The organism is Aquitalea sp. USM4, from assembly GCF_004328945.1.
In the GTDB taxonomy this organism is placed as follows: Bacteria; Pseudomonadota; Gammaproteobacteria; order Burkholderiales; family Chromobacteriaceae; genus Aquitalea; species Aquitalea pelogenes.
Map to the genome: position 1 here is coordinate 988,585 of NZ_CP029539.1, position 12,489 is coordinate 1,001,073.

Annotated in this window: 13 protein-coding genes and 1 pseudogene; 8 read left to right on the forward strand and 6 right to left on the reverse strand. The window is 59.0% G+C overall.

Features of this window, described 5'->3' with window-relative positions; genetic code table 11:
• Window positions 1-150 precede the first annotated feature (150 nt).
• A pseudogene (locus DKK66_RS20725) lies at window positions 151-1,323 on the reverse strand (FIST signal transduction protein); the annotation flags it as partial.
• A gap of 216 nt (window positions 1,324-1,539) precedes the next feature.
• Here DKK66_RS20725 and rstA point away from each other — a divergent pair.
• From rstA to DKK66_RS04675, 4 genes are all read left to right on the forward strand, one after another.
• Window positions 1,540-2,256, forward strand: coding sequence for a two-component system response regulator RstA (gene rstA, locus DKK66_RS04660; protein ID WP_045847672.1), 717 nt, complete (start codon window positions 1,540-1,542; stop codon window positions 2,254-2,256).
• Between the two features lie 3 nt (window positions 2,257-2,259).
• Window positions 2,260-3,531, forward strand: coding sequence for a two-component system sensor histidine kinase RstB (rstB, locus tag DKK66_RS04665; protein WP_131355898.1), 1,272 nt, complete (start codon window positions 2,260-2,262; stop codon window positions 3,529-3,531).
• A gap of 138 nt (window positions 3,532-3,669) precedes the next feature.
• Window positions 3,670-4,728 (forward strand): hypothetical protein, encoded by a 1,059-nt coding sequence (locus DKK66_RS04670; RefSeq protein ID WP_131355900.1) that lies wholly within the window; start codon window positions 3,670-3,672, stop codon window positions 4,726-4,728.
• Between the two features lie 88 nt (window positions 4,729-4,816).
• Window positions 4,817-5,626: a serine protease gene (locus DKK66_RS04675; protein WP_131355903.1), complete on the forward strand. Its 810-nt coding sequence runs from the start codon at window positions 4,817-4,819 to the stop codon at window positions 5,624-5,626.
• A 51-nt stretch (window positions 5,627-5,677) separates the two neighbouring features.
• On the opposite strand, the gene rph is transcribed toward DKK66_RS04675, so the two are convergent.
• The 3 genes from rph to DKK66_RS04690 all read right to left on the reverse strand — a co-directional run bounded on the left by rph (window position 5,678) and on the right by DKK66_RS04690 (window position 8,323).
• On the reverse strand, window positions 5,678-6,394 hold the full coding sequence (gene rph / locus DKK66_RS04680; protein WP_131355906.1) for a ribonuclease PH: 717 nt from the start codon (window positions 6,392-6,394) through the stop codon (window positions 5,678-5,680).
• Window positions 6,395-6,471: 77 nt separating this feature from the next.
• Window positions 6,472-7,344 carry a PP2C family serine/threonine-protein phosphatase gene (locus DKK66_RS04685; RefSeq protein ID WP_045846820.1) on the reverse strand — a complete coding sequence of 291 codons (873 nt, stop codon included), beginning with the start codon at window positions 7,342-7,344 and terminating at the stop codon, window positions 6,472-6,474.
• A 10-nt stretch (window positions 7,345-7,354) separates the two neighbouring features.
• Window positions 7,355-8,323: a serine/threonine-protein kinase gene (locus DKK66_RS04690; protein ID WP_131355908.1), complete on the reverse strand. Its 969-nt coding sequence runs from the start codon at window positions 8,321-8,323 to the stop codon at window positions 7,355-7,357.
• Between the two features lie 101 nt (window positions 8,324-8,424).
• Here DKK66_RS04690 and DKK66_RS04695 point away from each other — a divergent pair, with 101 nt between their 5' ends.
• From DKK66_RS04695 to DKK66_RS04705, 3 genes are all read left to right on the forward strand, one after another.
• Window positions 8,425-9,291: a YicC/YloC family endoribonuclease gene (locus tag DKK66_RS04695; protein WP_045846818.1), complete on the forward strand. Its 867-nt coding sequence runs from the start codon at window positions 8,425-8,427 to the stop codon at window positions 9,289-9,291.
• 166 nt (window positions 9,292-9,457) lie between these two features.
• A complete protein-coding gene (locus DKK66_RS04700; protein WP_131355911.1) occupies window positions 9,458-10,090 on the forward strand; it encodes a hypothetical protein in 633 nt (210 codons plus the stop codon).
• A 127-nt stretch (window positions 10,091-10,217) separates the two neighbouring features.
• Window positions 10,218-10,751, forward strand: coding sequence for a hypothetical protein (locus DKK66_RS04705; protein ID WP_131355914.1), 534 nt, complete (start codon window positions 10,218-10,220; stop codon window positions 10,749-10,751).
• Here DKK66_RS04705 and DKK66_RS04710 read toward each other — a convergent pair.
• Window positions 10,735-10,974: a hypothetical protein gene (locus tag DKK66_RS04710; protein WP_131355917.1), complete on the reverse strand. Its 240-nt coding sequence runs from the start codon at window positions 10,972-10,974 to the stop codon at window positions 10,735-10,737. The two genes, DKK66_RS04705 and DKK66_RS04710, sit on opposite strands and share 17 nt — an antisense overlap.
• 264 nt (window positions 10,975-11,238) lie before the next feature.
• Here DKK66_RS04710 and DKK66_RS04715 point away from each other — a divergent pair, with 264 nt between their 5' ends.
• Window positions 11,239-11,532 carry a DUF1272 domain-containing protein gene (locus DKK66_RS04715; protein ID WP_045846826.1) on the forward strand — a complete coding sequence of 98 codons (294 nt, stop codon included), beginning with the start codon at window positions 11,239-11,241 and terminating at the stop codon, window positions 11,530-11,532.
• Window positions 11,533-11,575: 43 nt separating this feature from the next.
• Here DKK66_RS04715 and DKK66_RS04720 read toward each other — a convergent pair whose 3' ends face one another.
• Window positions 11,576-12,442 (reverse strand): NAD(P)-dependent oxidoreductase, encoded by an 867-nt coding sequence (locus DKK66_RS04720; protein WP_131355920.1) that lies wholly within the window; start codon window positions 12,440-12,442, stop codon window positions 11,576-11,578.
• Window positions 12,443-12,489 lie beyond the last annotated feature (47 nt).

Genomic DNA, 12,489 nt, shown 5'->3' on the forward strand with positions numbered 1-12,489 from the left:
AGACACTTCACGGCTGGCAAAATAGTTCTTGAAGTTGGCGTAATGAACGGGGAAACGCTGGATGAAGTCATCCTGAAAACCCTCGCGCGCCGGGTAGAAAAACACCGCGGTCTGGGTCTGGTTGATATTGACCCCCAGCAACTCGCCAAACGAGGAAAAACCTGCCACCGGGATATCGCCGTAGACATTGCTGCCGGACAGCGCGTTGCTGTTGTTGAGCCGGCGCAGGATGCAGTCGTTGAGCAGGCCACCGACAGCGGCCGGCTTGCCCTGGGTAAAGCGGCTGAAATCGCTCTGGGTTCTTTCCACCAGGCCTTCCTGTTTGAGCAGGTGCAGCTCTTCGCCAAAGCTCAGGTCACAGGCGAAGTGCAATACCCCGTTCTGGGCATCCACACTCAATACCGAGCGCACGAACATATCGTTCTTGATCTTGATGCCAAAGCTGTACTTGGCCAGTCTGTCACCCACTTCGCCAGGGCTGCAGGAGAAGTGACGCGCCAGCACTTCCACCACATTGGCCACCTTGCCGTCACGGTCGAATACCGACTCAACGGTGCGCAGTTCGGCACTGGCTTTGGCAATGGTGAATGCAGTACCGGTTTCCTGGAAGTTCTGCGACTTGAACACGCCATAGCGATAGGCCGGGGACAGCTTGATGAACACCAGTACCGCATGACCATCGCGCACGCTCTGGCCGTCATGCAGGCGGGTCATGGAGAAATCGAGCGGACCGCCGGCCGATCCACCGATGAACAGGTAGGGGAAGCGTTCCGATTCGTACACGGCTTCCATCAGATAGCTTTCACTGCTGGACAGGCCGTCCACCAGGGTCAGCACGAAGCCGTCCTGATAGCTCATGGAAAAGCCGGGTTGCACGCGGGACATGTTGTCCATGATGCGGCGCACCCGCTCGTCACGCCCCATCCTGCTCTGACCCGCCTTCAGGTCCTCACAGCCCAGGGGCACGCTGGCGACATGCACGGCAGACAGGATTTGCTTGTCAAACAGCTGGAACACCATGCTGTCCCAACCCGGATTAGCCGGAAGATACAGCGGGTCGTTTGCCTTGAGCGAACACAGTTCGCCCGCAGTGGTGGTCAGCACCACCTTGGCACCGGGAAAGGCGGCGGCGGCGCTACGCGCTACCTGGTCCAGATTGGCTGCCGGATTGATGAAGCCGAGCACCAGGGCGATGTCGTCCCGGCTGGCGGCACGCAGGTCGTTATCTACCGAAGAGGTGCGGCTGCGGATGATCTGGATGGGCGCAGAGCCCTGCTTGCCCGGCTCGCTTTGAATGGTGGGTTTATTGCGCTTGAAAAACATCCTGACACTCTCCCATTGGCAATGTGAATCATTATTATTTTCATGCTTATGACATGGTTTGAAATGAATATTAGCAAGAAAAACCGTACATTCCAGCCGGTTATTACGAATGTTCTGATCTAACTCACAATCAAGTCCTCGTGCTGTACGGTTGAGTCTGAGTCGGCCTCAGGCCATACTCCCCCCGTATTGTGTCAACCGGATGGATGAGCAGGCATGACCTACCGTATCGTATTTGTTGAAGATGACCCTGATCTGGCCGAATTGATCAGCGATTTTCTGGCCCGCCACGAAATGGACGTCGTGATAGAGCCGCGTGGTGATACGGCGCTGGCCACCATTGAAAGAGAAGCACCGGACATGGTGCTGCTGGACATCATGCTGCCGGGCAAGGATGGCTTGTCCATCTGCCGCGAGCTACGACCCAACTTTGACGGCCCCATCATCATGCTCACCTCGCTGGATAGCGACATGAACCAGATTCTGGGGCTGGAACTGGGCGCCAATGACTACATCCTGAAAACCACGCCGCCGTCGGTGCTGGTGGCCCGCCTGCGCTCGCAGCTGCGCAATATGCGCCCGGCCCAGGCCGCCAGCGAGAGCGCACCGGTCAAGACCCAGCGCAAACTGGTATTCGGCCAGCTGTCCATCGACCCGGTCAGCCGGGATGTGGTGCTGGGCAAGGAAAAGGTAGCGCTGTCTACTTCCGACTTCGACTTGCTGTGGTTGCTGGCCAATCATGCCGGCGAAACGCTCAACCGCGACATCCTGCTCAAGGAAATGCGCGGTGTCAGCTATGACGGACTGGATCGCAGCATTGACGTGGCCATTTCCCGCCTGCGCAAAAAGCTGGGCGACAACCCCACCGAGCCTTTCCGCATCAAGACCGTGCGCAATCGCGGCTACCTGTTCTCCTTGTCCGGCTGGGAATAATCCATGCGTCGTCTGTTCATCCAGTTTTACCTGCTGCTGGTCACCTGCTTCATGGTGGCGGTGGTCATGGTGGGTGCGGTTTACAAACAGGCAGTGGACGATGTGGGTGAGCGCTATTTGTCAGACTTGCTGCGCACCACCCTGTCGCTGATCGAAGCCGACCTGCACGGCGTGCCGGAAGATCGCTGGACCGAAACCCTGCAAAGCTCCAACCATGACTTTACCTTCAAGGTGACGGTGGAAAAGCAGAGCAACTACTTGCTGGATGAAGAATCGGAAGAAGCCCTCAACAATGGCGAAATCGTCATGCTGGAGGACAAGTACCTGTTCCTGCAGAAGATAGAGGACAGCAATTACTTGCTGGTAGCCGGCCCCTTGCGCTACCTGTTCTTCCTGCATCAGCTCAAGTCGGTGGATTACGCCTTGCTGGCCTTGCTGGGTTTGTCACTGGCCATTCCGGTGTTCTTGTGGATGCAACCGCACTGGAAAGACCTGGTCACCCTGGAAAAAACTGCCGGCAAACTGGCTGGCGGTGATTTTTCCGCCCGGGTGCATTTGCCCAGCCGTTCCGGTGTACGCCAGGTCGGTGTGGCGTTCAACCATATGGCAGACAGCATTGCCGCCCTGCTGGCCAGCAAGAAGGCACTGACCAATGCGGTGGCGCACGAACTGCGCACCCCGCTGGCACGCTTGCGCTACCGGCTGGCCCTGCTGGAAGGCGATGAGGACTCCCCGGCCAAGAAAGCCATCGAAAAAGACCTGTCCGCCATTGACTCGCTGGTAGAAGAACTGCTGTTTCATGCCAAGCTGGACCGGCCGGAAGCACCGTTGCAGCTGACGCAGTTTGATGCCGTCAGCTGGGCACGCGAGCGCATTCATGAGCAAGCCACGCTGGCCCCGGAACTGAACTGGCTGGAACCGGCGGAAGAAACGCTGAACTTTCTGGCTGACCAGTATCTGGTCACCCGCGCGCTGGACAACTTCCTGTCCAATGCACGGCGCTATGCAAAGAGCACGATCCAGACCACGCTGCGCATGGAAGACCGCAACTGCATCATCATGGTGGACGATGACGGCCCGGGTATTCCGGCAGAAGACCGGGACCGGGTGTTCGACCCCTTCATCCGGCTGGATGAAAGCCGTGGCCGCAAGACCGGTGGCCACGGGCTGGGGCTGGCCATTGTTGCCGGCATTGCGCGGCTGCACCATGGCGAGGTGAAAGTGGAAACCTCGCCCTTGGGTGGCGCACGCTTCATTATTCGTTGGCCAACATGAGAATGTACATTTAGTTACATTGAGAAACATGGCGTGGGTAGACGTTGCCGTGCAGCACCGTTAGGATGCCCCCCTGAATAGGACTATCTGTCCGCCTTCAAACTTGATTTTCAAGATGAACTTAGGAGTTTTACAAAAATGAAAAAGCTGGCTCTGCTCGCTCTGACCGCCGCCTTTGGCCTGACCTCCACTGCTTCCTTCGCTGCTGATACCTCCGCTCCGGTAGCTATCCACAAGGCCAAGAAGGCTGAGAAGAAAGTAAAGAAAGACGCTTCCGCTCAGAAGGCTCAAGCCGCAGAAGCTTCCGCTCCGGCCAAGAAAGCCAAAAAAGTAGCCAAGAAAGACGCTTCTGCTCAGAAAGCTCAAGCTGCTGAAGCTTCCGCTCCGGCCAAGAAAGCCAAAAAAGTAGCCAAGAAAGACGCTTCCGCTCAGAAAGCTCAAGCTGCTGAAGCTTCCGCTCCGGCCAAGAAAGCCAAGAAAGTAGCCAAGAAAGACGCTTCCGCTCAGAAAGCTCAGGCTGCTGAAGCTTCCGCTCCGGCCAAGAAAGCCAAGAAAGTAGCCAAGAAAGACGCCTCCGCTCAGAAAGCCCAAGCTGCTGCTTCCGCTGCTGACGCTTCCGCTCCGGCCAAGAAGGCTCACAAAAAGCACGCCAAAAAGCACGCTGCCAAGAAAGTAGACGCTTCCGCTCAGAAAGCCCAAGCTGCTGCTTCCGCTGCTGACGCTTCCGCTCCGGCCAAGAAAGCTCACAAAAAGCACGCTAAAAAGCACGCTGCCAAGAAAGTAGACGCTTCCGCTCAGAAAGCCCAAGCTGCTGCTTCCGCTGCTGACGCTTCCGCTCCGGCCAAGAAGGCTCACAAAAAGCACGCTAAAAAGCACGCTGCCAAGAAAGTAGACGCTTCCGCTCAAAAAGCCCAAGCTGCTGCTTCCGCTGCTGACGCTTCCGCTCCGGCCAAGAAAGCTCACAAAAAGCACGCCAAAAAGCACGCTGCCAAGAAAGTAGACGCTTCCGCTCAAAAAGCCCAAGCTGCTGCTTCCGCTGCTGACGCTTCCGCTCCGGCCAAGAAGCACGCTGCCAAAAAGCACCACGCTAAAAAGCACGCTGCCAAGAAAGCCGACGCTTCCGCTCAGAAAGCCCAAGCTGCTGAAGCTTCCGCTCCGGCAAAAAAGGCTAAAAAAGCCGCTTCCGCTGCCAAGTAATTCGCACGGATACGACAGCTGACCCAGGTTGGCTGTGAGTCTTACCTTCGGGGCGCTTCGGCGCCCCGATTGCATTGGAACCCACCCTATGTTGCGCACTACCCTGCTTGCCCTGAGTCTTTGTTTGCTCCCCCTGGCTGCACAGGCCAAACCCACGGCCGAACAACTGGTGTTGTTTTTCGGCAAGGATGATCGCGTCAAGACCGACCCGGACAGCGGCATGTGGCAGGCTGTCGGGCAACTGGAAACCAAGAGCCATCTGGTGTGCACTGCCACGCTGGTGGCAGAGGATGTGGTGGTGACCGCCGGGCATTGCTTCATCAACAAGCATGGGCGTTTCGACCCGGCCATCAGCTTTACGGTTGGCCTGGCCGGTAATGAATACAGCGAGCAAAGCGCCATCCGCGAAGTGCAGGTAGACAAGACTTTTCTGGCCGGGCTGGAGCATCGTCCGGACGGTACTTATATTCCCAAGAAAATCGCCGGGCGCGATTTTGCCTTTGTCCGGCTCAGCCAGCCGCTGGGCCGCAGCCGCGGGGTGATTCCGGTATTTGCCGGCGACAGCCAGGCGCTGAAACAGCAGCTGCAAGGCATCCACAACACGGTTACCAACGGCGGTTATCCGCTGGATGACCTCACCCACCTGCTGGTTCACAATAATTGCCAGGCGACCGGCCTGCTGGCCGATGGCCGCCTGACCCACCGCTGCGACACGCTGGAAGGCAACAGCGGTTCGCCCATTCTGGCACGCATCAATGGTCGCATGACGCTGATCGGCATCCAGAGCTCAGCCCCGGTGGCTGCGCGCCGCCGCAAGGAAGACAATATGGCGCTGTCCAGCCCGGTGTTCTACCAGCAGCTGCAGCAGTTCATCCAGCAAGGCCGTACCCGGAAATGACAACAGGGGCAAAAGCCCCTGTCGAACATAGCACCAGCGTCTGTTACTGGCTTACAGGTCGAGCGCCTGTCGTTGCAGGGCGATCAGTTCGCTGATGCCTTTTTTGGCCAGGCGCATCATGGCGGCCATTTCTTCCTCGCTGAACGGCTCGCCTTCGGCGGTGCCTTGCACTTCGACAAAGCGGCCATTGCCGGTCATCACCACATTCATGTCGGTTTCGCAGTCGGAATCTTCCAGATAATCCAGATCCAGTACCACTTCCCCCTGGTGAATGCCCACGGAAATGGCGGCCACGAAATCGCGCAGCGGGCTTTGTGTCAGCTTGCCCTGGGCGATCAGACAGCTGATGGCATCATGCAGTGCGACAAAAGCACCGGTGATGCTGGCAGTACGGGTGCCGCCATCCGCCTGAATGACGTCGCAGTCGATCTGGATCTGGCGTTCGCCCAGTTTTTCCATATCAACCACCGCACGCAGCGAACGGCCGATCAGACGCTGGATTTCCTGAGTACGGCCGCTTTGCTTGCCTGCGGCTGATTCGCGCCGCATGCGACTGCCTGTGGAGCGTGGCAGCATACCGTATTCCGCCGTCACCCAGCCCTTGCCCTTGCCTTTCAGAAAACCCGGTACCGACTCTTCCACGCTGGCCGTGCAAATGACTTTGGTATCGCCGAATTCAACCAGTACCGAGCCCTCGGCATGCTTGGTGTAATGGCGGGTAAGACGAACGGTACGCAAGGCGTCGTTATTTCGTTGAGAAGGTCGCATCTTCGGTGTCCTGTATGAAACAAAAACAGGTGATCTCCTGCGACATCACCTGTCTGATGAAAATTCGGAAGGTGGTCTCAGTCTGGTTTGCTACCCAGGATTTCCTGATGCATCAGCTCCAGATTGGGGTCGAGAATCTGGCGGCCGGCATAACGCGGCGGCGTGACCAGTGTATCGAGCGTATCGGGCTTGCCCGCCAGTTCGGCACCATCATCCAGCAAGGTTACTGCCACTGCGGACAAGTTATCGCCATTGCTGCCGGCGCGCCGCTCGGCCACATTCATCAGGGCCGGCATCACCTGGCCTACCGCCCGGCCGATGAACACCTTCTCCATCTCGCTATCGCTGATCTGCGACCACAGGCCGTCAGTACACAGCAGCACCGAACAACCGGGCTGCAGCAACTGCTTTTCACCAATGTCGATATCCGGATCGGTAGTGGCACCCAGGCAGTTGTAGATCTTGTTGCGCTCAGGATGGGTTCGCGCCCCCTCTTCGGTCAGCTTGCCCTGGTCGATCAGGCGCTGGACCTGTGAGTGGTCGCGCGAGCGCAAGCGCATGCCCTGCTTGCCGTCCAGCAGGTAGAGCCGCGAGTCGCCCACATGGCACCAGTGCAACATGCCCTGCTGGATGATGGCGGCCACTACCGTGGTACTGGGAATTTCCGGCAGGCGGTGATCTGCCGCATAGTCCAGAATGGCCTGATGCGTGGAGCTGATGGCATTCACCAGAAAGCGGTTGGGATGGGACAGACTGGGCGTTGCCTGCTGGTAAAACAGCTCGCTCATCAGGTCGATGGTGATTTGTGCGGCCACCTCGCCTTGCAAGTGTCCACCCATGCCATCGGCCACCACCAGCATTACCGCCTCGCGCGAGTGGGCAATGACCTGGCGGTCCTGATTGTAGGAGCGGCCTCCGATGCGGCTTTCCTGATACAGGGATAATTTCATCGCATGCTCCTCAGGAAGAACGGCCGCCGGCCAGGCCCTTGATCCAGCCTACCAGCCGCTTGGCCGCCACGGCGGGCTCCGGCATCGGTTCGGGTTGGCTGTAACTGGTATCCAGCAAACTTTTTTGTATGGCCAATACGGTGGAAGGACGGGCATCCGGTGCCAGGTTGAGGCATTGGTCGGTCAATTCGAGCAACTCTTTGGAATAATAGTGGCGAAACAGCTTGCTGGCCGGTACCAGTTTGTCCGCTTGCAGGCGCTGCTGGGCAGCCTGCGGGGTGCTGCCACCCATGCAGACATACAGGCAGGCTCCGACGGCGTAGATATCGGTCCACGGGCCAAGCGGCTGGTCTTTTTCATATTGTTCCGGCGCAGCAAAGCCGGGGGTGTACATGGAGGCGAAATGCTTGTCGCGCCGTGACAGGGTTTGCCGGGCCGCGCCGAAGTCCAGCAGCAGCGGGTAGCCGCTACGGCGCAGGTAGATATTGGCCGGCTTGATGTCCAGATGCAGCAGGCGGTGCAAATGCACTTCGCGCAGACCGGACAGCAGTGCGGCAAACCATTTGCGTATCCGGCGCTCTTCCAGACGACCGCCGGTCAGTTCCAGCTCGCGACCCAGCGAGCGGCCATCGGCATATTCCATCACCATGTAAACGGTCTGGTTGGCACGGAAAAAATTGCTCACGTGCACCACGCTCTTGTGGTTGATTTCCGCCAGGATACGGCCTTCTTCAAAAAAGCATTTCAGGCCCAGATTGAAGGCGTCACGGTCCAGTTCGTGCGGAACCGTCACCATGCCCTCTTCATCCCGCTGGGCCAGGTTGCGCGGCAGGTATTCCTTGATGGCGTATTTGCGGTCTGCATCGTCCAGCGCCAGGTAAACGACGCTGAAACCACCGACAGAGAGCTGGCGGACAATGGTGTACTCGGCCAGGCGATAACCTACCGGCAAGGCAGTCAGTTGGCTGGATTGAGTCATGACATGGCAGTTGCTATAGTGTTCGTTGGCCCGGAATTGAGCATTCACAGCAATTCGGGCCCTGTTCTGAATTTTAATGACACCACAAGCGGGGGCCCACAATGATCCTAAGTATGACAGGCTTTGCATCCATCAGCAGAGACTTTCCCGGCGGTTTGCTCAGCCTGGAAGTCCGTGCAGTGAATCACCGGTATCTTGATGTCCAGATGCGCCTGCCCGAAGAATTGCGCATCATCGAGCCACAGCTGCGTGAGATGGTGGCATCCCGCGTCAGCCGTGGCAAGCTGGAATGTCGTGTCGGTCTCAATCAGCTGGAGGCCGACAATCCGACACTGGAACTGAACAGCGACTTCCTCGCCAGCCTGCTGCAAGTGGCCGCCCAGGTTGAACAGCAAGCGCCTCAGGCCAAGGGCCTGTCCGTGGGCGAGCTGCTGCGCTGGCCAGGCATTCTCAAAACCAACACCCTGGCACCGGAAGTCCTGCAGCAACTGTGCCTGCAAAGCCTGACCACCGCCCTGGAGGACTTCAATGCCTCCCGCGCGCGGGAAGGTGAAAAGCTCAAGCAGATCCTGCATGACCGCGTCACGGCCATGGAAGCCATCATTGCCACCATCAAGCCCAAGCTGCCCCTGATTCTGGATGCCTACATGAACAAGCTGTCCAGCCGCCTGCAAGATGCGCTGGGCAATGTGGAAGATGACCGCATCAAGCAGGAATTCGCCCTGTTTGCCCAGAAGATTGACGTGGATGAAGAGCTGTCCCGCCTGACCACCCACCTGAGCGAAGTCAAACGCATCCTCAAGGCGGGCGGCCAGACCGGCAAGCGACTGGATTTCCTGATGCAGGAACTGAACCGTGAAGCCAACACGCTGGGTTCCAAGTCGGTTTCCACCGAAACCACCCAGGCATCCGTCGAGCTGAAAGTGCTGATCGAGCAGATGCGCGAGCAGATCCAGAACATCGAGTAAAGCAGCGTCTGCTGCCACGCACTGGCAGTGAATCAAGCCAAGCCCCGCCAGCCGGGGCTTTTTTGCGCGGTTTTCCGCGCGACAGCCTTACCTTTCTTTACTTGCCAGGCCGGCAACGCGTGCTGCCCCAGCCCTTAGAATGCGCACTGGCATACAGGGAGGCATCATGCGGAAACAATGGTTGATGATGGCGGCAGCGCTCAGCATGACGGGCTGCAGCTATGGCGACATGCTGGACACCATTCCGGCAGACCGGCATCAGCCCTATGCTCCCAGCCTGTCACGGCAGGCCGTCCGGTTAGCGGTTTCCCCGGCAGAGCAGCGCTTCCTGCAGGCCGAAGGCTGCCAGCAATGCCGGGCAGCCGACCAGTTCCATCGCTTCATCCATGACGACCCGGCGGTGCGCAAATCGCGTTTGCCGCGCAACCCCTTATTGGCCAGTGATGCCGGTGATGCAAAACGTCAGTGGGTGGATGAAGCCCGTACCGCCGTGTATTTCTCCCGGCACATCCGGCTGGCTGACGGGCAAAGCCTGTTCCAGCTGATCAGCCAATGCAGCAATGGTTGGGACAATCCGGCCACCGTCGCCACCTTCAGGCACCCGGCGGGAAAAGAAGCCGGGTTTGACATCGAATACCTGATACGCTTCAAGAAATACGGTCAGCCCATCGCCCTGGAAGTACGGGCGGCCTTCCTGCGTCAGGGGGCGCTGATCATTGCCAACAGCAGCTTTGCCGAAGCACTGCTCAATGCCCCGGACTTCATGCAGCAATACCAGTTACGCTGCTGGCAGGATTAGCCAGGCCCGGTGCACGGCCTGGTTTGCATTTATTTACTTCTTCGCGCCGGTCTGCGCGGCACGCCAGCGTCTGGAGCACGTTAAGATGCGGGCATCATTCATGCCTCGCTGGCGGACCCTGCCTGTAATGCTGCACTTCTCTTTTCCGACATCCATCCCTTCACCCTGCCGCCTGGCCAGACTGGCCTACCTGCTGCTGTGCACGGCCTTGTTGCCCGCCTGCACCACGACCGACTATACGATGTTCGAATACCGCAATGGCAGCAAGATCATTGACGGCGAAGGCGGCAGCAAACGCACCGTGGACGGGGTGGAAATCTGGGATGCTGGCGACCCGCCGCACCGTTACCGCATCATGGGCATGATACGGGTGAGCGATTACGACATGGCCTATGTCAACACCACCATGCTGCATGCCCTTGCCCAGCAGGTCAGGCGCTCTGGCGGCTCGGCCGCCATTCTGCTCAACAGCCATGGCGGCATGCGCACCGCGATAGACAGCATGACCTGGCATGAACGTCTGGGCACACCGCAGGAAAATGGCTATCGCATTCTGCGGGCGCTGGTGGTGCAATACCTGCCGGACCAGGCAGCCACGCCCTTGGCAGCATCCGCTCCGCAAACCAGCAAACCGGCCAAAGCACTCAAGGCGGTTCGCTAAGCTGCTTGACCAGCAAATCCGCCGCCACGCTGTCAAACTGCGGGTCTTGCTGATGGGCACACAGTGCAGCGCCAACGGCAATCAGGCGTTGCAGCTCAGTCACCGTCAGCTTGCCGGCAATGGCCACCAATGCCTGCGCCAACATCAAGGGAATGGACGTCAGGCTGACCGGCTCGGCTGGCGGGTGCTGGCGCATCAGGTTGAGGATATCAATGGCATCCATGTCGCTCTCCTGCGGACCTGTCATCAGGTCATGAGCAGTTAGAGTGGCAGAGCGGAGCGCCGTTCCGGGCCTGCATGCACTGTGCCTCAGCAAGCGTGTTCCTGTTTGGCCTGATGTGGGGTGGCCTGATGTGGCGGATCCTGGCATTACGCAAGCCTGCGGCCGTCAACATGGCGCGATCCGGCGGTGATGATGGCTGTATTTGCCCTGTGCAGCCGGGTAGAGGGCTGGCAAGCTGGCCTCTATCATTCCCGGGAGCCAACCATGCTGGAACTACGTCCGAATTGCGAACATTGCGGCTGCGCGCTGCCCGCCGACTCGCCACTGGCCCGTATCTGCTCGTTTGAGTGCACCTTCTGTGCCGACTGCGTGGCACTGCTACAGCATGCCTGCCCCAACTGTGGCGGCAACTTTGTACCACGCCCGATACGCCCCGCCACCGATACACGACATGGCAATGACTTGCAGCATTACCCTGCTGCCACTACCAGACGCTATCGCCCGGTGGACGTGGCCGCTCATCAGCAGTGGCTGGCGCAACAGCAGCAGCCGGAATAAAAAAGCCCGCACGGTGGCGGGCTCAAGATGTCACGGCAGGCAATCAGTTTTGCTGCCAGATCAGCCGGGCAATGGCTGAAGAGTCCAGCTCGCCCTCGCCTTGCTCAACCAGCTGGCCGATCAGGCCGGCCACACGCTCGGCCTCGGGCAAACGGATGCCCAGTTGTTGCGCGGTATCCAGCACAATGCCCATGTCTTTCAGGTGCAGGTGCGCCTTGAAGCCCGGCACATAATTGTCATCAATCATGCGCTGACCGTGGATATCCAGCACACGGCTCTGGGCAAAACCACCCAGCAATGCTTCACGCACCGGAGCCGGGTCCACCCCGCAGGCCTTGGCCAGCTTCATCACTTCGGCCACTGCAGCCACTCCCACACCAACCGCAATCTGGTTGCATGCCTTGGCCACCTGACCGGCACCGGAGTCACCGATGTGGGTGATGGTCTTGCCCATGGCTTCCAGTACCGGGCGAACCTTGTCCAGCGCCGCAGCCTTGCCGCCCACCATGATGGTGAGGGTGCCGTTGACCGCTCCCACCTGACCGCCGGACACCGGGCAATCCAGGAAGTCGACACCGTGCTCGGCCAGTTGCCGGGCAATATCGCGCGCACCGATCGGCGAGATGGTGCTCATGTCCACGCAGACCAGACCGGCAGCCGCGCCATGCACCGCGCCTTGTTCGCCCAGCAATACCTGCACTACATCCTTGGTGTCGGAAACATTGGTGATCAGTACATCAACCTGTGTGGCAAGCTGCGCCGGGCTGTCTGCCCAGGTGGCCCCGGCTTCCAGTGCGGCGTTTGCCTTTTGCTGCTGACGCGACCACACCGACACGGCATGACCGGCTTTCAGCAGATTCAAAACACAGGGCAATCCCATGATGCCCAGCCCGATATAACCGACTTTCATATCTACTCCAGCAGTGTGCAGGGGGAAAGCATAAGATTACCGCAAAG